This is a genomic window from Micromonospora sagamiensis (assembly GCF_014680085.1).
Classification (GTDB): domain Bacteria; phylum Actinomycetota; class Actinomycetes; order Mycobacteriales; family Micromonosporaceae; genus Micromonospora; species Micromonospora inyonensis.
Window position 1 is genome coordinate 3,511,259 of sequence record NZ_AP023438.1, and the last position, 21,333, is coordinate 3,532,591.

Sequence of the window (21,333 nt, forward strand, 5' to 3'; positions counted from 1 at the left end):
CCCGATCGCCGAACCGCCCGGATCAGCGGACCTGTCGGACTGGGCTGCGCGAGCCCCGGCCGGGACCAGCGGGTCAGGAGGACTCGCGGGCCGCCGGGCCGGAACCGAAGAGCACGTCGTCCCAGCTCGGCAGCCGCTTGCGCGGCTTGCCGGCCTCGGCGGGAGCCTCGGCGGCGGGTGCGCCGGTGCGGCGGGGCCGGAGCACCGCCAGCGACGGCACGGCCGGCACCTCCTTCGGCGCATCCGAGTCGTCGTCGAACGCCGAACCCTGGCCACCACCGAGCAGGGCCGCCGCGCCACCGCTGATCGCCCGCTGACGGGGCGACTCCTGGTCGCCGAGGGCGGCCGGGGTACGCGGTTCGAGGCCCCGGCCCGAGGTCGAGCCGAGCGGTCGGTCCAGCGAGGCGAGCAGGGCGTCCCGGCCGGCGCGGATCGGGTCACGGCCCGGACGGGCGCGCTCGACGGGGGCCGGCAGGCCGTGGCCGCCCCGGCTCGGCTCGCCGCGCGACGGGCCGGGCAGGGCGTGGCCCCGCTCCGGTGCCGGCTCCTGGCCGAGGATCGGGGTGGGCCGCTCGGCGCAGAGGTACTGCGCCATGTCGTCGTGCGGCGTGACGTTCTGCCGGGTCTTGTCGAGATCCCAGACGGCCTGGGCGGTGGCCTTGCCGGAGGGCCAGGTGGCGATGATCCGCCAGGTGCCGTCGTCGCGGCGGTACGCGTCCCAGGAGATCTTCTCGGTGTCGATCCCGTGCTGGGCCAGCCGACCGTTGACCACCTCGGCGAGCGGGGTGGGCTTCTCGGCACCCTTGAGCCGGGTGCGGCGGGCGTGCTGGGCGAGCATGGCCCGCTCCTGGAGGACCGGGCCGGCGTACCGGAGGACCCGGTCGACCGGAACCCCGGCGATCCGGGCGACGTCCTCGGCGGACTCGCCGGAGCGGATCCGGGCCTGGATGTCCCGTGGGGAGAGCGAGGGGATCGGATCGGGAGCCCGCTCGGTCGCGACGGTCAACGGCGGCGCGCCGGGCTCGGCGTGCAGCACGTTGGTGACGCGCTCGTCGATGGGCAGGGCGAGCAGCCGCCCCACCTCGTCGGCGAGCACCAGGGCCTGGCCGTCCTCGGAGAGGGCGACGAAGCGTACTGGGCGCATGACGTTGCCTCCGTCCCGCTTCGCTGGCCGCACGCCAGGGTCAGCCACCCGGGCGTCTGGTCAACACGGTACGCCCATCCGACGGCGGGTGGGGGATGCCACGCCCGCATGTCGCGGCTGAGCAGGTCAGGGATCACAGTCGCAGGGGACGCCGCCGGTCGGCGACGCCCCCCACCATAGCGGCTAGAGCCGCTCCACGACGTAGTCGATCGAGGCGGTCAGGGCCTCGACGTCGGCCGGCTCCACCGCCGGGAAGAGCGCCACCCGCAGCTGGTTGCGGCCGAGCTTGCGGTACGGCTCGGTGTCCACGATGCCGTTCGCCCGCAGCGCCTTGGCGATCGCCGAGGCGTCCACCCCGTCGGCGAAGTCGATCGTGGCGACCACGTTGGAGCGCAGCGCCGGGTCGGTGACGAAGGGGGTCGCGACGGCGGACCGCTCGGCCCAGCCGTACACCGTGCCGGCGCTCTCGGCGGTGCGCTTGGCGGCCCAGGAGAGCCCGCCCTGCGCGTTCATCCAGTCGGTCTGCTCGGCGGCCAGGAAGATCGTGGCCAGCGCCGGGGTGTTGTAGGTCTGCTCCAGCCGCGAGTTGTCGATCGCGGTGACCAGGTCGAGGAAGGCCGGGACGTAGCGGCCCGAACCCTTGATCTCGGTGGCCCGCTCCAGCGCGGCCGGCGACATCAGCGCGATCCAGAGGCCGCCGTCGGAGCCGAAGCACTTCTGCGGGGCGAAGTAGTAGACGTCGGTCTCGCCGACGTTGACGTCCAGACCGCCGGCGCCGGAGGTGGCGTCGACCAGCAGCAGCGATCCCGGGTCGGCCCCGTCCACCCGGGCGATCGGCACGGCCACACCGGTCGAGGTCTCGTTGTGCGGGGTGGCGTAGACATCGACCCCGGCCTCGGCGACCAGCGACGGCGCGCTGCCCGGCTCGGACTTGCGGACGGTGGGCTCACCGAGGAACGGCGCATCCTTGACCGACTTGGCGAACTTCGCCCCGAACTCGCCGAAGCTGGCGAACTGCGCCCGGTCGCGGACCAGACCGAAGGCGGCGACCTCCCAGAACGCGGTGGTGCCGCCGTTGCCGATGACGACCTCGTACCCCTCGGGGAGGGAGAAGAACTCGGCGAGACCGCGACGCAGCCGGGCGACCTGGTCCCGGACGGTCTTCTGCCGGTGCGAGGTGCCGAGGTAGCTGGTCGCGACGTCGGCGAGCGCGGACACGGCCGCCGGACGGACCTTGGACGGCCCGCAGCCGAACCGGCCGTCGGCGGGCTTGATCTCGTCGGGAATCCGGATGGTCGAAACATCAGCCACGGTGATCAGGCTTCCTTCTGTGGGCCACTTGACCGGGGTGCGGTTTTCCGGCGGCGCTGCCGAGCCCTCATCCTCCCATCCACGCCCGCGTGGAACCTCTTCCGTCTGTCGTTTGGGCGGTGAGGCGCTGCCCACATCCCCAGCGCGGGTCACCCGGCTGCGCTGGTCGCGTTTGTTGCGCCTGAAGTGGTAGGAGGGGTCCCCTGCTACCCAAAAAGCGGTAACAGGGGACCCCTCCTACCAGCCAACGGGGGGTGAGCCGGCCGGTGATCAGACGCCGTGCGGGATGGCGGTCCAGCCCTCGACGTCCTGCGGCTTGCGCGGACCGTGGCCGACGTAGCGGGCGGACGGCCGGACCAGCCGGTTGAGCTTCTTCTGCTCGAGGATGTGGGCGCTCCAGCCACCCATCCGGGCGCAGGTGAACATCGAGGTGAACATGTGCGCCGGCACCTCGGCGAAGTCGAGCACCACGGCCGACCAGAACTCGACGTTGGTGGCGAGGACCCGGTCCGGACGGCGGGCCTGGAGTTCGGCCAGCGCGGCCTTCTCCAGCGCCTCGGCCACCTCGAAGCGGGGCGCGCCCAGTTCGCGGGCGGTACGGCGGAGCACCCGAGCCCGCGGGTCCTCGGCCCGGTAGACCCGGTGGCCGAAGCCCATCAGCCGCTCACCCCGGTCGAGGACGCTCTTGACGTAGCCCTCGGCGTCGCCGCTGCGCTCCACCGCCTCCAGCATGGTCAGCACCCGGGAGGGGGCACCGCCGTGCAGCGGACCGGAGAGCGCGCCGATGCCGGAGGAGATGCAGGCGGCGGCGTCGGCACCGGTGGAGGCGACGATCCGGGTGGTGAAGGTGGAGGCGTTCATGCCGTGCTCGGCGGCGGAGATGAAGTAGGCGTCGACGGCCTTGACGTGGCGCGGGTCGGGCTCGCCCCGCCAGCGCTTCATGAACCGCTCGACGATGGTGGAGGCCTTGTCGATCTCCTTCTGCGGCACGGCCGGCAGGCCGAGACCCCGGGCGGACTGGGCGACGAAGGAGAGCGCGGTGACCGAGACCCGGGCCAGATCCTCGCGGGCCTGCTCGTCGGAGATGTCGAGGAGCTGGTCGAGCCCCCAGTACGGGGCGAGCATCGCCACGGCGGACTGCACGTCGACCCGGATGTCACCGGAGTGCACCGGGACCGGGAACGGCTCGGCCGGCGGCAGGCCGGGACCGAACCGCCCGTCGACGAGCAGTGCCCAGACGTTGCCGAAGGAGACCTGGCCGATGAGGTCCTCGATGTCGACCCCGCGGTAGCGCAGCGATCCACCCTCGCGGTCCGGCTCGGCGATCTCGGTCTCGAAGGCTACGACGCCCTCCAGGCCCGGTTTGAAGTCGGCCATGTCGTCTCCTTGGATCTGCTCGGTGCGCCCGCCTGGGCTCATCCGGCCAACCGGCCGGGCGCCGTAGGCGACCCTCAGGGATGCGTTCGGAACATCTTGCCTGGTGGACAACCGGGTTTGCGACCCGCAACCACTGTGCTACAGGCGACATCCTGCGGTGTGGCCATCCGCAACCTGGCGGTGACCCGGGGCACAACCTGCTGGTCAGCGGCGTATGGCACGGTATCGGCAGGCGAGAAGGAGGGGAACGTGACGGGAGACACAGCGGTCCCGGATGTCGGGCCGGTCGGGAACGCCGAGGAGAAAGGGCTTTCCCGAGCGGATCTGGCGGCCGACTGGTGCACCCAGTTCGACCGTTGGTTCCGCGACGTGGCCGCCGCCGGCCTGCCCGAACCGACCGCCATGGTGCTCGGCACCGCCGACGCGGCCGGCCGTCCGAGCGGACGGACCGTACTGCTCAAGCGGTACGACCCCGCCGGTTTCGTCTTCTTCACCAACCACACCTCCCGCAAGGGGACGGAGGCCCTGGCCAACCCGTACGCCAGCCTGGTCTTTCCGTGGTTCGCCCTCGGCCGGCAGGTGACCGTCACCGGGAGCGTGGTGCCGGTGGACCGGGCCGAGACGGAGGCCTACTTCGCCAGCCGGCCGCGCGGCTCGCAACTCGGTGCCTGGACCAGCCCGCAGTCCCAGGTGATCCCCGACCGGAACTACCTCAGGGAGCGCCAGCGGGAGGTGGCCGAGCGGTTCGCCGGCACCGATCCGATCCCGCCCCCGCCGCACTGGGGCGGGCTGCGGGTCGTGCCGGAAGCCGTGGAGTTCTGGCAGGGGCGGGCCAACCGGCTGCACGACCGGTTCCGTTACCGCCGTACCGGACCGGGCGACTGGGTCGTCGAGCGGCTCGCGCCGTGACCCGCGCGACGGCGTGACCCAGCAGGTGGAGGCCGTGACACATGCGAAGGACGTGACCGGGTGAAGGCGGTCGGCGAGGTGAAGGCCGCGACCGGGGTGGAGGCCGGGCCGGGCACCGCCCGGCGCTGGGCGATCGACCTGCGCCCGCTGCGGGTGCCGGCGTACCGGCGGCTCTGGACCGGCAACAGCGTGGCGATGTTCGGCTTCCAGTTCACCGCCGTCGCGGTGCCGGTGGAGATGTACGCGCTGACCCGTGACTCGTTCTGGGTCGGGCTGATCGGGGTGGCCGCGTTCCTGCCGCTGCTGGTCTTCGGCCTCTGGGGCGGGGTGGTGGCGGACCGCCGGGACCGTCGTCAGGTGCTGCTGGTGGGCTCCCTGCTGCTCTGGCTCGCGACGCTCGGCCTGCTGGTGCAGGCCCTGCTCGGGGCGCGCAGTCCGGCGCTGCTGCTGGCCCTGGTGGCGGTGCAGTCCACCGCGTTCGCGATCGCCTCACCGGCGCGCAGCGCGATGCTGCCCCGGTTGGTGCCGCTGGACCTGGTGCCGGCGGCGAGCACGCTGAACTACACCACCAACACCGCGGCCACGGTGGCCGGCCCGATGGTCGCCGGGCTGATCTTCGGTGTCTGGGGCACCGACACCGGGTTGCCGATCGCGTACGCGGCGGACGCCCTGCTGCTCACCGCGTTGATCTGGGCCGCCCGAGGGCTGCCGGCGCTGCCGCCCGAGCCGGACCCGGACGGCGCTCCGCGTCGGCGGGGGCTGGCCAGCGTGGTGGACGGCTTCCGGTACCTGTTCACCACCCGGGTGCTGATGCTGTCGTTCGCCATCGACCTGATCGCCATGATCCTCGCCATGCCCCGGGCGCTCTTCCCGGAGGTCGCCGAGGAGCGCTTCGGCGGCGGCGCGGCGGTCGGCTGGCTGTTCAGCGCGATTGCGTTCGGGGCGCTGCTCGGCGGGCTGACCTCCGGCTGGATCGGCCGGATCAGGCGGCAGGGGCTGGCGCTGGTCGGCGCGGTGGTCGGCTGGGGCGTGGCGGTCGCCCTGGCCGGGCTCGCCGGGCACCTCTGGCTGGCCGTCGGACTGCTCGCGGTGGCCGGCGCCGCCGACCTGGTCAGCGCGGTGCTACGACAGTCGATGTTGCTGGTGCACGCGCCGGACCGGATGCGGGGGCGGCTCCAGGGGGTGAACACCGTGGTGGTCGCCGGTGGGCCCCGCCTGGGCGACCTGCGGGCCGGGACGATGGCCGCCGGCCTCGGCAGCGGGGTCGCCTGGGTCGGCGGTGGTCTGGCCGCCGCGGTGCTGGCCGTACTGCTCGCGGTCGGTTTCCCCGCCCTGGTCCGCTACCGGACCGGCCCGGTCGCCGGGAGCCGACAACCCTGAGGCGACCGGCGCGGCAGCGACCAGCGCGGCAGCGGCCGGCGCGGCCGCGACCGGGGTGCTGAGCCCGGACAGGTCGGGGCTGCCCGCGGCCGTGATCGTCGCCGTGGTGGGCGGTCGTCGGGGCGCGGTGGAGCCGTCGGGCGCGGTGCGGGTCCAGGCACTAGGGTCGCCGGCATGCAGACCACCCAGCCCACTCCGCCCTCCGGAGCACAGTGGACCATCGCCGCCGCCGGCCACGAGGCCGTCATCGTGGAGGTGGGGGGTGGGCTGCGGGCGTACCGTCGCGACGGCGTCGACTACGTCGATGGCTACCGCCCCGACGAGATCTGCCCCGGGTGCGCCGGGCAGGTGCTCGCCCCCTGGCCGAACCGGATCCGGGACGGCGCGTACACCTTCGGCGGGCGCTCGTGCGCGCTGCCGCTGACCGAGCCGAGCCGGCACGTCGCCATCCACGGCCTGGTGAACTGGGTGCCGTGGCGGGTGGTCGAGCAGACCGACGACGCGGTCACCGTGGGTTACGACCTGCCGCCGCACCCGGGATACCCGTGGGCGCTGCGGCTGCGCAGCCGGTGGAGCGTGGGGACGGACGGGCTGCGCGCCGAGCACGAGGTGACGAACCTCGCCGCCGAACCGGCGCCGTTCGGCTTCGCCGTGCACCCGTACCTGCGGCTGCCCGGAGTGGCCGTGGACGACCTGCTGATGCGGGTGCCCGCCCGCAACCGGCTGCTGGTGGACGGCCGGCTGCTGCCGGTCGGGGCGGCCCCGGTGGCCGGCACGAAGTACGACTGGACGGTGCCCCGCCCGATCGGGGACGCGGTGCTGGACAACACCTTCGGCGACGTCGTCCGGGACGCCGACGGCACTTCGGCGGTCACCCTCGCCGCCCCGGACGGCGCGGACGCGGTGCGCCTCTGGGCGGACGCGGAGTTCGGCTGGTGGCAGGTCTTCACCGGCGACGCCCTGTCCGGCGAGCGGCACCGTCGGTCGGTGGCGGTGGAGCCGATGACCTGCCCGCCGGACGCGTTCCGTTCCGGACGGGACCTGATCACGCTGGCCCCGGGGCAGACCTGGCGGGGCACCTGGGGCATCCGGCCCGGAGTCTGAGGAAGACAGCCGGAGTCTGAGCCGACAGACGGAGTAGGGAGGCGCGGCATGGAGTTCGCGGAGGTCGTCCGGCGACGACGGATGGTGCGCAACTACGACCCGGACCGTCCCGTCCCGCCGGAGGTGGTCGACCGGTTGCTCGACCACGCGGTCCGCGCGCCGTCGGCCGGCTTCGCCCAGGGCTGGGGGTTCCTGGTCCTGGAGGACCCGGCCGACCGGGAGCGGTTCTGGACCGCGGCCACACCCGAACGGGGCGGCCGGGACCGCTGGCTGACCGGGATGCGGCGGGCTCCGCTGGTCGTGGTGCCGCACGCCAACCGCTCCGTCTACCTCGACCGGTACGCCGAGCCGGACAAGGGCTGGACGGACCGCGCCGAGGAGCGCTGGCCGGTGCCGTACTGGTATGTCGACACCGGCTTCGCCTCGCTGTTGATGCTGCTCACCGCCGTGGACGAGGGGCTGGTGGCGTGCTTCTTCGGCATCCCGCCGGAGCGCACCGCCGCGTACCGGGCGGCGTTCGACGTCCCGGCGGAGTTCACGCCGATCGGTGCGCTCACCATCGGTTACCGGGCACCCGACCAGCGGTCACCGTCGTTGCGCCGGGGGCGTCGCCCGGTCGACGAGGTGGTGCACCGGGGACGCTGGGGGCGGCCGGACGCTCCGGCTGATGGGGGCGCGGCTGAGTAGCGAAACTGACAAGAGGGAGCAAAATGCGAAGTGGCGGGGGCCGCTAGGCTGGCAAGGTCATCGAATACCGCTGGGTCGCGGTGTCACGCCGCGGCCCTCGGCTGGCGGGTGCCGGCCGGCTCGGCAAGGGGAGGGGAGCGTGCCGTCGTGATCTTCAGAGCGGTCCGGGACGGGCGTCCCTACCCGGAGCACCACCTCACCCTCAAGCAGTGGGCCGAGATCCCGCCGCGTCCGCTCCGCCTCGACCAGCTCATCACCACCAAGCGGGAGTTGGCGCTGGACAAGCTCCTCGCCGAGGACTCCACCTTCTACGGCGACCTCTTCCCGCACGTGGTGCAGTGGAACGGCGGGCTCTACCTGGAGGACGGGCTGCACCGGGCGCTGCGCGCCGCCCTCCAGCAGCGCAACCAGATCCACGCCCGGGTGCTCGTGCTGAGCGACCACTCGGAGTAACGCGGCGGCGGACGTCGCGTGGCGTGCCTGAGGAGTCGTTTAGGGTGACGGGATGAGCGTGCCCGCCATCGATCTGCTCGACCTGGACTCGTTGCTCGGCGAGGAGGAGCGGCAGATCCGCGCCGTCGTGCGCCGGCTCGTGGACGACCGGGTCCGCCCGTACGTCGCCGACTGGTACGAGCGGGGCGAGGTGCCCGCCCGCGAGCTGGCCCGGGAGTTCGGCCGGCTCGGCCTGCTCGGGATGCACCTGACCGGGTACGGCTGTGCCGGTTCCTCGGCGGTCGCGTACGGGCTGGCCTGCCTGGAACTGGAGGCCGGTGACTCGGGCGTGCGGTCCCTGGTCTCGGTGCAGGGTTCGCTGGCCATGTACGCGATCTGGCGGTACGGCAGCGAGGAGCAGAAACAGCGCTGGCTGCCGCCGATGGCGACCGGTGAGGCGATCGGCTGCTTCGGGCTGACCGAGCCGGACCACGGGTCCGATCCGGCGTCGATGGCGACCCGGGCCCGCCGGGACGGCGACGACTGGGTGCTCACCGGCGGGAAGATGTGGATCACCAACGCGCCGGTGGCGGACGTGGCGGTGATCTGGGCACGGGCCGAGGAGGGGGTGCGCGGGTTCGCCGTACCGCTGGACACCCCCGGGGTGACCACCCGGGAGATCCGGCGCAAGATGTCGCTGCGCGCCTCGGTGACCGGCGAGATCTCCCTCGACGACGTCCGGCTCCCGGCGGACGCGCTGCTGCCGGAGGCGGCCGGGTTGAAGGCCCCGTTGAGCTGCCTCACCGAGGCGCGGTCCGGCATCGTCTGGGGCGCGCTCGGTGCGGCCCGGGACTGCCTGGAGACCACCCTGCGGTACGCGACCACGCGCACCCAGTTCGGTCGACCGCTCGCCGGCTTCCAGCTCACCCAGGCCAAGCTCGCCGACATGGCGGTGGAGTGGCAGAAGGGCTACCTGCTCGCCCTGCACCTCGGCCGGCTGGCGGACTCCGGTGACCTCCGCCCGGAGCAGGTCAGCGTCGGCAAGCTCAACAACGTCCGGGAGGCGCTGGCCATCGCCCGCCAGTGCCGGACGATTCTCGGCGCGAACGGCGTCTCCGGGGAGTACCCGGTGATGCGGCACGGCGACAACCTGGAGAGCGTGCTCACCTACGAGGGCACCTCGGAGATCCACCAGCTGGTCATCGGCCAGCGGCTGACCGGCGTCTCCGCCTTCACCTAGGCCGACGACCAGCTGGTCACCCCCGATCCCGCCCGGCGGCACCCGCCGGGACGACGTGTGTCCTAGCCGGCCGCGTGGCCCTCGGCGAGCAGCGCGTCGATCTGCCCCATGGCCTGGCGCATGCCCTCCTCCATGCCCATGGCGGCCATCTTCTCCAGCTGTTCCCGACTGCGGAACGTGGAGACCGTCGTCATGCGCGTGCGATCGCCGACCTGCTCCAGGGTCACGACGGCGTGGGTCCGGTCCGCCGGGTCGACCGGTTCGCCGTCCTCGCCGGCGAAGCCGTCGTCGAACTCCAGTTGGTGCGGCGCGTCGATCGCGGTGATCGTCCACCAGCCGTGCGCCTTCTCCCCCTCGGGGCCGGTCATGTGGTAGCGGGAGGCGCCCCCCACCACGAACTCGTGCCGGACGAAGGTGGCCGGCCAGCCGGGCGGGCCCCACCAGCGCTCGAGCTGGCGCGGATCGGCCCAGAGCTGCCACACCCGCTCCGCGTCGGCGTCGAACTCGGCGACGAACGTGAGGCTGAGCGCCTCGGGATCCTTCTGCGCACTGATGACGGGCATGCGGTTGCCTTCTCTCTCACTCCTGGTCCAGAACCCGTTCCATACGCTGCACGCGGTGGCGCCACAGCTCCTCGTACGCGTCGAGGAGACGGCCCACCCGACGCAACGCCGTCAGGTCGCCGTGCACGATCTGCTCCCTACCTTTCCGTTGCTTCGTGACGAGGGTGGCCTTTTCGAGGACGGCCACGTGCTTCTGCACCGCCGCGAAGCTCATGGCGTAGTGCTGCGCGAGCGCCGTCACGGACTGCCCGCCGCGGATGACGCGGGCGAGGATGTCGCGGCGGGTGGCGTCGGCCAGGGCCTGGAAGACCCGGTCGGCCTCCGTCCCGGCCAGCTCATCTACAACCATGTGGTTGTACGTTAGGTCGGTCGGGCGCCCGGCGCAAGTACCGACCCGCCGGGGCTCGCCGGGCGCGTTCCCGAGTTCCGCTCAGCGAGCGCGTGTCGTAGCGGGGACGTACCGTCATCCTCAGGTAGCAGCGTCACGACCGAGGACGGTGAGGGCGATGTCCCGCAACGGCGATGTCAACCAGCCCACGCGCGAGTTCCCGGAGTACCCGACCGATACCGCGTCGACCGAGCCGGCGCCGGCCGCCGCGCCGGCCCCGACCGACCCGACGCCGTCGTCGACCGTCGGGACCGACGAGCCCGCCGGTGGCGGTCGCCGGGGTCCGGCGCGCGGGCTGCTCCTGGTGCTGGGGGCCGCCGCGCTGGCCGTGGTGGTCCTGCTCGGCACCCAGGTGGCCGGGCTCTGGCCGAGCTGGCGCAACCCGTTCGCGCAGGAGCAGACCGACCGCAGCCAGCCGCCCTTGCTGAAGTCGATCCGGGACCTCAGCCGGTACGTGGCCGCCGAGGGCAACTTCCAGGTCGTCGTCGATCTGCAGACCGACCGGAAGTACGTCCCGGACTTCCTGCTCAACCAGCGCACCCTCTTCGTCGGGGCGGGGCGGGTCGAGGCGTACGTCGACTTCTCGAAGATCGCCGATGGGGCGGTGGTGGAGTCCGCCGACGGGAAGTCCGTGGAGATCACCCTCCCCGCGCCGCAGTTGGCCGAGACGAACCTCGACCTCGAGAAGAGCTACGTCTTCGCCGAGAAGCGGGGACTGCTCAACCGGCTCGGTGACGTCTTCGCCGACGACCCGAACCGGCAACGGGAGGTCTACCGCCTCGCCGAGGAGCGGATCACCGCTGCCGCGCGGGACAGCGGGCTGACGGCCCGCGCCGAGGCGAACACCCGCAAGATGCTGGAGGGGCTGCTCCGCTCGCTCGGCTACCAGACGGTCACCGTCACCTACGCCACGCCCTGAGTCCCGATGCCGGAACGTCGCGGCGCCCGCCCCGGTCGAGGGGCGGGCGCCGCGGTCGTGCGTGCCGTGCCACGTCGGGCGTGGCGGTACGGGTCAGTAGCGGACGACGTGCCGGTCCTCGTTGGGCATCAGGAGCCAGAGCACCAGGTAGACGATCACCTGGGTGCCGGGCAGCAGCAGCGACAGCAGAAACAGCAGTCGGATGAAACCGGGGGACCTGCCGAATCGCTGAGCCAGGCCGGCACAGACACCGGCGATCATGCGCCCCTCACGGGGCCGGACCAGTTTGCGACTCATGGTCGTCTACTCCCACTCTGCGGCGCTTTGGCCGCCTCTGTCATCCACGGTAGGCGAGGCGCGCCACCGCGCCCTCAGTCCGTGGGTGGATCGGCAACCGGCGTACCCGTAGGTACTTACCCGCGCCGGACCGGAGTGACGCGTACCCACGGCGGGCGGCCGTGTGGGTGTGGTGACGACCGATCGGGGAAACCGTGACCAGGGCGGGTACGCTCGCCGGCGGCCCCGCCGACGTCGCCGGGGCCGAGGGGAGGGGTGCGGATAATGATCAGCGTCTTCGATCTCTTCAGCGTCGGCATCGGGCCGTCCAGTTCGCACACCGTGGGGCCGATGCGGGCCGCCCGCACCTTCGTCGGTGGACTCAAGGCCGACGGGCTGCTCGCCGTCACCGCCCGGGTCCGGGCCGAGCTGTTCGGGTCGCTCGGCGCCACCGGGCACGGGCACGGCAGCGACCGCGCGGTGCTGCTCGGCCTGGCCGGTGAGGCCCCGGAGACGGTCGACACCGACACCGTCGGCCCCCGGGTCGCCCGGGTCCGCGCCGACCGGCGGCTGGGCCTGCTCGACGTGCACGAGATCGACTTCGACCCGGACCGGGACCTGGTGCTGCACCGGCGCCGGTCGCTGCCGTACCACCCGAACGGGATGACCTTCACCGCGTACGACGCCGACGGGGGTGAACTGCGCACCCGGACGTACTACTCGGTCGGGGGTGGGTTCGTGGTGGACGAGGCGGCGGCCGGCGCGGACCGGATCCGGCCGGACACCACCCCGGTCCGGTACCCGTTCGCCACCGGCGTGGAACTGCTGGAGGTCACCACGGCCACCGGCCTGTCGATCAGCGAGGTGATGCTCGCCAACGAGCGGTCCTGGCGGAGCGAGGCGGAGATCCGCGCCGGGCTGCTGGAGATCTGGCGGGTGATGCGGGAGTGCGTGGACTCGGGCTGCGCGCGCGACGGCGTACTCCCGGGTGGGTTGAAGGTCCGGCGGCGCGCGGCCGAACTGCGCCGGGGACTGGAGGCGGACGCGGGCAGCGCGGACCCGCTGCGGGTGATGGACTGGGTGACGCTCTTCGCCCTCGCGGTGAACGAGGAGAACGCGGCCGGCGGCCGGGTGGTCACCGCCCCGACCAACGGGGCGGCCGGGATCATCCCGGCGGTGCTGCACTACTACACCCGCTTCGTGCCGGGGGCCGACGACGAGGGCGTGGTCCGCTTCCTGCTGGCGGCCGGCGCGATCGGGGTGCTCTTCAAGGAGAACGCCTCGATCTCCGGGGCCGAGGTCGGCTGCCAGGGCGAGGTCGGTTCGGCCTGCTCGATGGCGGCGGCCGGGTTGGCCGAGGCGCTGGGCGGCACCCCGGCCCAGGTGGAGAACGCCGCCGAGATCGGCATGGAGCACAACCTCGGCCTGACCTGTGACCCGGTCGGGGGTCTGGTGCAGATCCCCTGCATCGAGCGGAACGCGGTGGCTAGCATCAAGGCGATCACGGCGACCCGGCTCGCGCTGCGCGGTGACGGGGTGCACGCGGTTTCCCTGGACAAGGTGATCAAGACGATGCGGGAGACCGGCGCCGACATGAAGGTCAAGTACAAGGAGACGGCACGCGGGGGTCTCGCGGTCAACGTGATCGAGTGCTGAGCCCGGGGGCCGGGCCACCCGCGTAGCGGCTCCGGCGAGCCGGTCGCCGGGGCACGCCGGGGCGGGAGGCGACGGTGGCGACCGGTGGTGCCGCGACCCTGTGGTCGCACCGCAACGCGCTGCGCATCCTGGTCCGCCGCGACCTGGCGGTGAAGTACCAGCGCTCCGTGCTCGGGTACATCTGGTCGCTGATCGAGCCGCTCGGCCTGGGCGCGGTCTACTACTTCGTCTTCGGCGTGCTCTACGCCCGGGACACCGGCCGGCACCTGGGCGAGGCGGCCGGGTCGTATCCGCTGTTCCTGGTCGCCGGGATCTTCGCCTGGCAGTGGGCCGGTTCGGCGATCACCGAGGCGGCCAACGCGCTCACCGGCCAGGCCCGGCTGATCACCGTCCTGAACGTGCCCCGGGAGATCTTCCCGGTCGGCCGGGTCGCCGGCCGCTTCGCCGAGTACGTCGCCGGCCTGCCGATCCTGGTCGGCGTCGCGGCGGTCTACGCGGTACGCGGCCGGATCGACCCGGGGTTCGCGCTGCTCGCCCTTCCGCTCGCCCTGCTGGTGCAGACGGTCCTGCTGGTCGGGGTGGCGCTGCTGCTCTCCGCGCTGAACGTGCTGCTGCGCGACGTGGAACGGGTGATGCGCCTGGTGCTGCGGCTGCTCTTCTACGCCACGCCGATCATCTATCCGCTGAGCCTGGTCCGGGACTCCGCGGCCCCCGGCTGGTGCAAGGCGCTCTACGAGCTGAACCCGCTGGTCGGCATCGTGCAGCTGCACCACGCGGCCTGGTACCCGGACGAGTTCCCGGACGCCCGGCTGCTGGTCACCTCGGTCGCCGGCAGCCTGCTCGTGCTGGTCGCCGGCCGGCTGGCGTTCCGCCGGCTCGAACCGGCCGTGCTCAAGGAGCTGTGAGGCGTGCGCCCGGGGAACGGGGCGGTCGGCGTACCGGCCGGAGAGCGGCGGCCGTGTCCGCGATGATCGAGGCGGACGGCCTGGGCATCCGGTTCGCCCGTAACCGGCGGCGGCAGTTGCGCCTCCGCGAGCTGGTCGTCCACCGGGGTGGCCGGAACCCGGACGGTGGGCGGTTCTGGCCGCTGCGGGACGTCTCGTTCACCATCGCCGCCGGGGAGCGGGTCGGCGTGCTGGGGCGTAACGGCAGCGGCAAGAGCACCCTGCTGCGACTGATCGCCGGGGTGCTGATCCCCGACGAGGGGCGGATCGGGGTGCGTGGTGCGGTCGCCCCGCTGCTGGAACTCTCCGCCGGCTTCGCCGGCGACCTGACCGGGCGGGAGAACCTGCACCTGGTCGGTGGCCTGCACGGGCTCTCTCCGGTTTACCTCCGGCGGCACTTCGATGACATCATCTCCTTCGCTGGCGAGCAGGTCGAGCGGGCCGTCGACACCCCGGTACGGCACTACTCCTCGGGGATGAAGATCCGGCTCGGCTTCGCGATCGTCAGCCGGCTGCCGCACCCCGTGCTGCTGATGGACGAGGTGACGGCCGTCGGGGACGCGGAGTTCCGTGCGAAGTGCTACGCCACGATCGACCGACTGCTCGCGGAGGGGCGCACCTTGGTGCTGGTGTCACACAACGAGAAGGACCTGACCCGGTTCTGCCGTCGGGGTCTCTACCTCGACGGTGGCCGGTTGACCGTCGACGGGTCGCTGGACGAGGCGCTCGCCGCGTACCACCGGTCGGTCGCGCGGTGACCCTGGCGATCGTGCTCGCCGCCGGGGGCCCGGCGGCGAGTCTCCCCGACGACACCGTCGGCCACCTCGTCGCGCAGTGGCGGGCCGCCGGAGCGGCCGAGGTCCGGGTCGCCGCCGACCTGCCCGAGCTGGCCGCCCTGGCCGAGCGCGCGACCGGGCCGGTGCTGGTCTCCGGCGCCGACCTGGTGGCCCACACCACCGTGCTCAAGCACCTGGCCACCAGCCCGGTCGCCGGCACGGCCGCGCTGGTGCTGGCCGACCCGCCGGCCGACGGCCACGCTGCGGTCCGCGAGGAACGCGGCCAGGTGGTGGCCGCCGGGCCGGCCCGGACGTTGTCCGACGCCACCGGCAGCTTCGGCGGCGCGCTGCGGGTCGTTCCGGCGGACCTGCCCGCGCTGGTCGCCGCCGCCCGTACGGCCGCCGGGTCGGGCGGGACCGACCTGGACGGGCTCTTCGCCGCGTTCACGGCCACCGGGGCGCTGACCTTCGCCCACCGGGTACGCCTGCTCGTCGCGCACCGGGCCGTCGACCCGGCCGGGCTGGCCGCCGCCCGCGCCGAACTGGCCGGGGTGGACGAGGACGCGGCCGAGCTGCGGCTGTCGGTCAAGGAGCGGGACGACTTCTTCACCACGTACTTCGTCAGCTCCTGGTCGCCGTACGTGACGAAGGCCTGCGCCCGGCTCGGGCTGACGCCGACCGGGGTCACCATGATCTCGGTCCTCTTCGCCGTGGTCGCGGCGGTGCTGTTCGGTGTCGGCGGGCGGCCCGCGCTGGTCGCCGGTGGTGTGCTGCTCTACCTCGGGTTCATGCTCGACTGCGTGGACGGGCAGTTGGCCCGGTACACCCGCGACTTCAGCCCGTGGGGCGGCTGGCTGGACACCATGGCCGACCGGGCCAAGGAGTACGTCGTCTACGCCGGGCTCGGCTTCGGGATGACGCACGCCGGGCTGGGCGACGGCTGGGTGCTGGCGCTCGCCGCGATGACCCTCCAGACCGTCCGGCACCACACCGACGCGTGGTACGGCGTGCTGCACGACGAGGCGGCCCGCCGGCCGAAGGCCGCCAGCCCCGGCGGGGGCATCGGCGACAAGCTCAACGCCGCCTCCAACCGGGTGCAGGCCGACACCGGATCGGTGTCGTACTGGCTGAAGCGGACCGTGGTCTTCCCGATCGGGGAGCGCTGGGCGTTGATCGCGCTCACCGCCGCGATCTTCGACGTCCGGGTGAGCCTGATCGCCGTGCTGGTCTGGGGTGTCCTGGCGTTCGCGTACACCGGGGCGCTGCGCACCCTGCGCGCCCGGTTCATGCGGGTGCCGGTGCTCGGCACGGTCGACGCCGGACTGCACCGCGACGACGGTCCGCTGCTGCGCCGGTTCGGCGGGCGGATCCCGGCGCAGCTCCCGCTCGCCGTGCTCGCCGCGTTGGCCGCACTGGGCCTGCTCGGCGTGGCGCTGGCCGGCGGTGACACCGCCCGCTGGGCCGCCCCGGTGGCCCTGCTGGTGCTGCTCGCCGCCGGCCTCGGCGCGCGGGGCCGGGCCGACGGCGCGCTGGACTGGTTGGTGCCGGCCGCGCTGCGGGCGGCCGAGTACGTCTTCGCGATCGCCGTGGGGGTGGCCGGCGACGTGCCGCTGCCGCTGGTCTTCGGGTACGTCTTCGTGCTCACCCTGCTCCACTACGACCTGGTGGCCCGGTTGGAGAAGCGGCAGCCCGCCCCGCCGCTGCACGATGCGACGCTGGGCTGGGAGGGGCGCTCGGTCCTGCTGGTCGTGGCGCTGATCGCCGGATTCGCGTGGGTGGGGATGGCTACACTAACTTCGTACCTTTTCGTGATTTTCGTAATGAGTGTGGTCGCCGCCTGGGTGAGGCGTCCCACCCGCGCCGCGCGTACCGCCCCGGCGCGGTGAGGGGGCGTCGCGCGGTGGGCTGACCGGGGGGCCCGGGATGGCGCTGATCAGCTTCGTCGTACCGGTCCACCGGGTCCAGGGGTACCTGCGCGAGTGCCTGGACTCCCTGCTCGGGCAGGCGTTCGACGACGTCGAGGTGATCGCCGTCGACGACTGCTCGCCGGACGCCAGCCCGGAGATCCTCACCGGGTACGCCGGTCGCGACCCCCGGGTCCGGCTGGTCCGGCTGACCGGCAACGTCGGGCTCGGCCCGGCCCGCAACGTGGGGCTGGACCGGGCCACCGGCGAGTACGTCTGGTTCGTCGACGGTGACGACTGGCTGGCCCCCGGGTGCCTGCCGGTGGTCGCCGAGCGGCTCCGGGCCACCCGGCCGGACGTGCTCCTGGTCGACCACGTCCGGGTGCACTGGAACGACAGCGTCACCCGTAGCGCCCTGCGTGACGTGTACCCGAAGCCGGTCGGCGCGGAGACGTTCCGGCTGCGGGACCGCCCCGAGGTCGTCGGGCTGCTGCACACCGCCTGGAACAAGGTGGTCCGACGCGAGTTCCTGGTCTCCCTCGGGCTGCGCTTCGCGTCCGGCTGGTACGAGGACGTCTCGTTCAGCTACCCCGTGCTGCTGGCCGCCGAGCGGATCGGCCTGCTCGACCGGGTCTGCGTCAACTACCGGCAGCGGCGGACCGGTGCGATCACCCGTACCCCGGGGGACCGGCACTTCGACGTCTTCGCGCAGTGGGAGCGGGTGTTCCGGTTCCTGGCCGACCACCCGGCCGCCCGCGGGGCCGGGGAACTGCACCCGGTGCTGTTCGAGCGGATGGTCTGGCACTACCTGACGGTGCTCGGCAACGGCGCGCGGATCGCCCCGCAGGTGCGGGCGGCGTTCTTCGACCGGATCGTCGCCGACCACGAGCGGTGGCGGCCACCGGGCGGGTACCGGATGCCGGACGGGGTCGAGGGGATCAAGCACCGGCTGGTGGCAACCGGACGGTGGCGTACCTTCAGCGCGCTGCGCGGCGCACACCGGACCGGCCTGACCGTACGCCGGACGGCGCGTACCGCCCGGCGACGGGGCGCTCCGGTGCTGCTCGGCGCGGCACGACTGACCCGGGACGCCGCGCTGCTCGCCGGGTACCGGGCGGAACTGCGCCGGCCGGTCGACCCGACGCTCGCCCTCTACGCCGCGTACTGGTACCGGGGGTACGCCTGCAATCCGGCCGCGATCCACGCCGCCGCCCGGCGGCTGGCCCCGCACGTGCGCGGGGTGTGGATCGTCCGGCGGGACCGGCTCGACTCGCTGCCGCCCGGTCTGGAGTACGTGGTGGCCGGCACCGCCGCCTACTTCCGGGCGTTGGGCCGGGCCCGGTGGCTGGTCAACAACGTCAACTTCCCGGACCACGTGCGCAAGCGGCCCGGCACCGTGCACGTGCAGACGCACCACGGCACCCCGGTCAAGGTGATGGGGCTGGACCAGCGGCGGTACCCGCTCGGCGCGCCCGGAATGGACTTCGCCGCGCTGCTGCGCCGGGTCGACCGGTGGGACTACAGCATCTCCTCGAACAGCTTCTCCACCCAGATGTGGGAGCGGGCGTACCCGGCGGCGTACACCACGCTGGAGGTGGGCTACCCACGCAACGACCGGCTGGTGAACGCCACGGCCGACGAGATCGCCGAGATCCGGGCGGGGCTCGGCGCCGGCCCCGGGGAACGGGTGGTGCTCTACGCGCCCACCCACCGTGAGCACCTGCCCGGCTACCACCCCCCGTTCGACCCCCACCGGCTCCTCGACGCGCTCGGCCCGGCCGGACGGCTGCTGGTGCGTAGCCACTACTTCCACGACCGCGAGCCGCAGGGCGCGTCCGGCTGGCCGTCCGACGACCCCCGGGTCACCGACGTCAGCGGATACGACCCGGTGGAGGACCTCTACCTCGCCGCCGACGTGCTGGTCACCGACTACTCCTCGGCGATGTTCGACTACGCCGTGCTGGACCGGCCGATCGTGGTGTACGCGCCCGACCGGGAGGCGTACCGGCTGGCGCGCGGGGTGTACTTCGACGTGACCGAGGAGCCGCCGGGGGCGGTGGCGACCACCTTCGCCGGCCTGCTCGACGTGTTCCGCTCCGGGACGGTCGACTCGGCCGCCGCCACCGGGGACCGGCAGCGGTTCCGGGCCCGGTTCTGCGTCTGGGACGACGGGCACGCCGCCGAGCGGGTGGTCCGCCGGGTCTTCCTCGGCGAGCCCGGTGGCGACGAACCAGGTGACGTGCGATGACGCGCGATGCGGGTCGGTGGGAGGGACGGCCGGCGTAATAGGCCTGTCACGAGCCGAACATGGCACGTTTACCCGATGTCCCGATCCCTTGATGCTGGTCACAGTCATTGCGGTGTCCGCGACGACCAGCGGGAGGTGACGGGTGGCCACCGTCGCGTTGAAGGATGTCTCCAAGGTGTTCCCGAACGGGACGCTCGCGGTGGACAACGTCAACCTCGATGTGAACGACGGCGAGTTCATGGTGCTGCTCGGGCCGTCGGGCTGCGGGAAGTCGACGGTGCTGCGCATGGTCGCCGGGCTGGAGAACCCGACCAGCGGCGCGGTGATGATCGACGGTGAGTACGCCAACGACCTCACCCCGCGTGACCGGCGGATCGCCATGGTCTTCCAGGACTTCGCGCTCTACCCGCACATGACCGTCGAGGACAACATCGCCTTCCCGCTGAAGCTGGCCGGGATGGAGTCGACCCCCCGCGAGGAACGGGTGGCGAGCGTGGCCACCGCGCTGGGCATCGGGGACGTGCTGGGCCGCCGGCCGAGCCAGCTCTCCGGTGGGCAGCGGCAGCGGGTCGCGATGGGTCGGGCGATCGTCCGTCGGCCCCGCCTCTTCCTGATGGACGAGCCGCTGTCGAACCTCGACAGCGGCCTGCGCGCCGAACTGCGGGCGGAGATCTCCGGGCTGACCCGTGAGCTGGGTGTCACCACCATCTACGTCACCCACGACCAGGCCGAGGCGCTGACCATGGCCGACCGGGTCGCCATCATGCGCAAGGGTGTGCTCCAGGACGTCGGCACCCCCACCCAGGTGTACGGCCGCCCGGCCACCCTGTACGTCGCCGCCTTCCTCGGCAGCCCCAAGATGAACCTGCTGGAGGCGTCGGTCTACGTCCACCTCGACCGGTACGTCGCGTTGAACCTCGGCGAGCAGTCGCTCTACCTGCCCTGGGACGACATCCGCAGCCGGGCGGTGGCCCACTACCACGGTGAGCGGATCGTGGTCGGGATGCGTGCCGAGGCACTGACCCCGGTCGCGCCGGACGCGCCGGGCGACGTCCTGCGGGGACGGATCCGCTTCCTGGAACACCACGGACACGAGTCGCTGGCCTTCCTCGACATCGGCGCGACGGCGGTGGTGGTGGACGAGATGGGCAGCCGGGTCGAGGAGCCCGAGGTCGGCTCCCGCAGCCTGCGCCGGGGGTTCGGCCAGGTGGTGCAGCGGCTCACCGGCCGGTCGGTGGAGACGCCGCCGGAGGAGCCGGTGACCCGCGACAGCAAGGCGAGCGTGCTCGGTGACCCGGGGCGGCACCACCGCCGGCCGGCGGAGCTGTCCGTCCGGCTGGCCCCGTACCCGGCGGTCACCGCCGGCCAGCAACTGGCGGTCTCGGTCCGGATGGACGCCGTGCACTTCTTCGACGACCGGGGCGACCGGATCGACGTGGGCTGGCGCTGAGCAGGGTCGCCGCGCCGGGCGTGCCGGCGGGCTCACCGGCCGCCCTTGCCGGGCAAGTTACCGGCCAGTAGCCTCTCGGGTATGTCGATTGACTCGCGTCAGGTGGCTGCCGGTCTGCTGGCGGCGGTGCCGTTCGTCCGTACCCTCGATCTGGAGGTCGTCGAGGTCGCGCCCGAGGCCGACGGTGGGGTCCGGGCCGTGCTGCGGCTGCCCGACACCGCAGCGACCCACAACCACGTCGGCGGCCCGCACGCCGGGGCGATGTTCACCCTCGGCGAGAGCGCCTCCGGCGCGGTGGTGCTCGCCGCCTTCGGCCACCTGCTCGACCGGGCGACGCCGCTCGCCGTCCGGGCCGAGATCGGCTACCGCCGGCTGGCCATGGGGCCGGTCACCGCGACCGCCCGCCTCGGCCGCCCGGCCGCCGAGGTGGTCGCCGAACTGGAGGCCGGCCGCCGGCCGGAGTTCCCGGTGCCGATCGAGATCACCACCGCCGACGGCACGGTCACCGGCACGATGACGGTGGTCTGGACGCTGCGTCCCAACTGACCGCCGGCTGGGAGCCGGAGACCCGCCACGACCCGGGCGGGGCGGCGGGTGGGGGCGGAATCGGGTTTGTCGGCACTGT

At 73.1% G+C, this 21,333-nt stretch carries 20 protein-coding genes; 14 read left to right on the forward strand and 6 right to left on the reverse strand.

The annotated features are described in order from the left end of the window. Positions 1-73: 73 nt before the first annotated feature. The 3 genes from sepH to IGA62_RS15490 all read right to left on the reverse strand — a co-directional run bounded on the left by sepH (position 74) and on the right by IGA62_RS15490 (position 3,832). Entirely contained in the window at positions 74-1,144 is a 1,071-nt protein-coding gene (gene sepH, locus IGA62_RS15480) for a septation protein SepH (RefSeq protein ID WP_145820495.1), read from the reverse strand. 183 nt (positions 1,145-1,327) lie between these two features. Next, positions 1,328-2,455, reverse strand: coding sequence for a phosphoserine transaminase (gene serC, locus IGA62_RS15485; protein ID WP_145820493.1), 1,128 nt, complete (start codon positions 2,453-2,455; stop codon positions 1,328-1,330). A 270-nt stretch (positions 2,456-2,725) separates the two neighbouring features. Further along, positions 2,726-3,832: a citrate synthase 2 gene (locus tag IGA62_RS15490; protein WP_145820491.1), complete on the reverse strand. Its 1,107-nt coding sequence runs from the start codon at positions 3,830-3,832 to the stop codon at positions 2,726-2,728. A 249-nt stretch (positions 3,833-4,081) separates the two neighbouring features. Between IGA62_RS15490 and pdxH the strand changes: the two genes are divergently transcribed. From pdxH to IGA62_RS15520, 6 genes are all read left to right on the forward strand, one after another. Next, complete coding sequence (gene pdxH / locus IGA62_RS15495) at positions 4,082-4,741, forward strand: pyridoxamine 5'-phosphate oxidase (protein ID WP_145820488.1); 660 nt, start codon at positions 4,082-4,084, stop codon at positions 4,739-4,741. Positions 4,742-4,837: 96 nt separating this feature from the next. After that, entirely contained in the window at positions 4,838-6,121 is a 1,284-nt protein-coding gene (locus IGA62_RS15500; protein ID WP_145822205.1) for an MFS transporter, read from the forward strand. 174 nt (positions 6,122-6,295) lie between these two features. Then, the gene (locus tag IGA62_RS15505; protein WP_145820486.1) at positions 6,296-7,225 is read left to right on the forward strand and encodes an aldose 1-epimerase family protein; all 930 of its coding nucleotides are present in this window, start codon (positions 6,296-6,298) and stop codon (positions 7,223-7,225) included. A 48-nt stretch (positions 7,226-7,273) separates the two neighbouring features. Continuing rightward, complete coding sequence (locus tag IGA62_RS15510; RefSeq protein ID WP_145820484.1) at positions 7,274-7,912, forward strand: nitroreductase family protein; 639 nt, start codon at positions 7,274-7,276, stop codon at positions 7,910-7,912. Between the two features lie 147 nt (positions 7,913-8,059). Beyond that, positions 8,060-8,365 carry a type II toxin-antitoxin system VapB family antitoxin gene (locus IGA62_RS15515; protein ID WP_145820482.1) on the forward strand — a complete coding sequence of 102 codons (306 nt, stop codon included), beginning with the start codon at positions 8,060-8,062 and terminating at the stop codon, positions 8,363-8,365. Between the two features lie 58 nt (positions 8,366-8,423). Further along, on the forward strand, positions 8,424-9,584 hold the full coding sequence (locus tag IGA62_RS15520; RefSeq protein WP_145822204.1) for an acyl-CoA dehydrogenase family protein: 1,161 nt from the start codon (positions 8,424-8,426) through the stop codon (positions 9,582-9,584). 62 nt (positions 9,585-9,646) lie between these two features. On the opposite strand, the gene IGA62_RS15525 is transcribed toward IGA62_RS15520, so the two are convergent. Beyond that, a complete protein-coding gene (locus IGA62_RS15525; RefSeq protein WP_145820480.1) occupies positions 9,647-10,147 on the reverse strand; it encodes an SRPBCC family protein in 501 nt (166 codons plus the stop codon). A 16-nt stretch (positions 10,148-10,163) separates the two neighbouring features. Further along, positions 10,164-10,496, reverse strand: coding sequence for an ArsR/SmtB family transcription factor (locus IGA62_RS15530; RefSeq protein WP_145820478.1), 333 nt, complete (start codon positions 10,494-10,496; stop codon positions 10,164-10,166). 157 nt (positions 10,497-10,653) lie between these two features. Between IGA62_RS15530 and IGA62_RS15535 the strand changes: the two genes are divergently transcribed. Beyond that, the gene (locus IGA62_RS15535; protein ID WP_145820477.1) at positions 10,654-11,454 is read left to right on the forward strand and encodes a DUF4230 domain-containing protein; all 801 of its coding nucleotides are present in this window, start codon (positions 10,654-10,656) and stop codon (positions 11,452-11,454) included. 93 nt (positions 11,455-11,547) lie between these two features. Here IGA62_RS15535 and IGA62_RS15540 read toward each other — a convergent pair whose 3' ends face one another. Beyond that, positions 11,548-11,751 (reverse strand): PspC domain-containing protein, encoded by a 204-nt coding sequence (locus IGA62_RS15540; protein ID WP_145820474.1) that lies wholly within the window; start codon positions 11,749-11,751, stop codon positions 11,548-11,550. A gap of 264 nt (positions 11,752-12,015) precedes the next feature. On the opposite strand from IGA62_RS15540, the gene IGA62_RS15545 reads away from it, so the two are divergent. The 7 genes from IGA62_RS15545 to IGA62_RS15575 all read left to right on the forward strand — a co-directional run bounded on the left by IGA62_RS15545 (position 12,016) and on the right by IGA62_RS15575 (position 21,254). Continuing rightward, positions 12,016-13,386 (forward strand): L-serine ammonia-lyase, encoded by a 1,371-nt coding sequence (locus tag IGA62_RS15545; protein ID WP_145820472.1) that lies wholly within the window; start codon positions 12,016-12,018, stop codon positions 13,384-13,386. Between the two features lie 74 nt (positions 13,387-13,460). Next, entirely contained in the window at positions 13,461-14,291 is an 831-nt protein-coding gene (locus IGA62_RS15550) for an ABC transporter permease (RefSeq protein WP_232624658.1), read from the forward strand. A gap of 62 nt (positions 14,292-14,353) precedes the next feature. Continuing rightward, positions 14,354-15,088 carry an ABC transporter ATP-binding protein gene (locus IGA62_RS15555; RefSeq protein ID WP_145822202.1) on the forward strand — a complete coding sequence of 245 codons (735 nt, stop codon included), beginning with the start codon at positions 14,354-14,356 and terminating at the stop codon, positions 15,086-15,088. Beyond that, positions 15,085-16,992: a DUF5941 domain-containing protein gene (locus tag IGA62_RS15560; RefSeq protein ID WP_145820470.1), complete on the forward strand. Its 1,908-nt coding sequence runs from the start codon at positions 15,085-15,087 to the stop codon at positions 16,990-16,992. Before IGA62_RS15555 ends, IGA62_RS15560 begins: the two co-directional genes overlap by 4 nt. A 37-nt stretch (positions 16,993-17,029) precedes the next feature. Further along, entirely contained in the window at positions 17,030-19,258 is a 2,229-nt protein-coding gene (locus tag IGA62_RS15565) for a bifunctional glycosyltransferase/CDP-glycerol:glycerophosphate glycerophosphotransferase (protein ID WP_145820468.1), read from the forward strand. A gap of 142 nt (positions 19,259-19,400) precedes the next feature. Continuing rightward, the gene (locus IGA62_RS15570; RefSeq protein ID WP_145820464.1) at positions 19,401-20,708 is read left to right on the forward strand and encodes an ABC transporter ATP-binding protein; all 1,308 of its coding nucleotides are present in this window, start codon (positions 19,401-19,403) and stop codon (positions 20,706-20,708) included. Between the two features lie 81 nt (positions 20,709-20,789). Further along, positions 20,790-21,254 (forward strand): DUF4442 domain-containing protein, encoded by a 465-nt coding sequence (locus IGA62_RS15575; protein ID WP_145820462.1) that lies wholly within the window; start codon positions 20,790-20,792, stop codon positions 21,252-21,254. Positions 21,255-21,333: the final 79 nt, after the last annotated feature.

What these genes read in the sequence shown, in the direction of transcription:
- IGA62_RS15535 (WP_145820477.1), top strand. Translation starts at nt 10,654, where the DNA reads ATGTCCCGCAACGGCGATGTCAACCAGCCCACGCGCGAGTTCCCGGAG.
- IGA62_RS15505 (WP_145820486.1), top strand. Translation starts at nt 6,296, where the DNA reads ATGCAGACCACCCAGCCCACTCCGCCCTCCGGAGCACAGTGGACCATC.
- IGA62_RS15525 (WP_145820480.1), bottom strand. Translation starts at nt 10,147, where the DNA reads ATGCCCGTCATCAGTGCGCAGAAGGATCCCGAGGCGCTCAGCCTCACG.
- IGA62_RS15490 (WP_145820491.1), bottom strand. Translation starts at nt 3,832, where the DNA reads ATGGCCGACTTCAAACCGGGCCTGGAGGGCGTCGTAGCCTTCGAGACC.
- sepH (WP_145820495.1), bottom strand. Translation starts at nt 1,144, where the DNA reads ATGCGCCCAGTACGCTTCGTCGCCCTCTCCGAGGACGGCCAGGCCCTG.
- IGA62_RS15510 (WP_145820484.1), top strand. Translation starts at nt 7,274, where the DNA reads ATGGAGTTCGCGGAGGTCGTCCGGCGACGACGGATGGTGCGCAACTAC.
- IGA62_RS15545 (WP_145820472.1), top strand. Translation starts at nt 12,016, where the DNA reads ATGATCAGCGTCTTCGATCTCTTCAGCGTCGGCATCGGGCCGTCCAGT.
- IGA62_RS15575 (WP_145820462.1), top strand. Translation starts at nt 20,790, where the DNA reads ATGTCGATTGACTCGCGTCAGGTGGCTGCCGGTCTGCTGGCGGCGGTG.
- IGA62_RS15565 (WP_145820468.1), top strand. Translation starts at nt 17,030, where the DNA reads ATGGCGCTGATCAGCTTCGTCGTACCGGTCCACCGGGTCCAGGGGTAC.
- IGA62_RS15555 (WP_145822202.1), top strand. Translation starts at nt 14,354, where the DNA reads ATGATCGAGGCGGACGGCCTGGGCATCCGGTTCGCCCGTAACCGGCGG.
- IGA62_RS15540 (WP_145820474.1), bottom strand. Translation starts at nt 11,751, where the DNA reads ATGAGTCGCAAACTGGTCCGGCCCCGTGAGGGGCGCATGATCGCCGGT.
- IGA62_RS15530 (WP_145820478.1), bottom strand. Translation starts at nt 10,496, where the DNA reads ATGGTTGTAGATGAGCTGGCCGGGACGGAGGCCGACCGGGTCTTCCAG.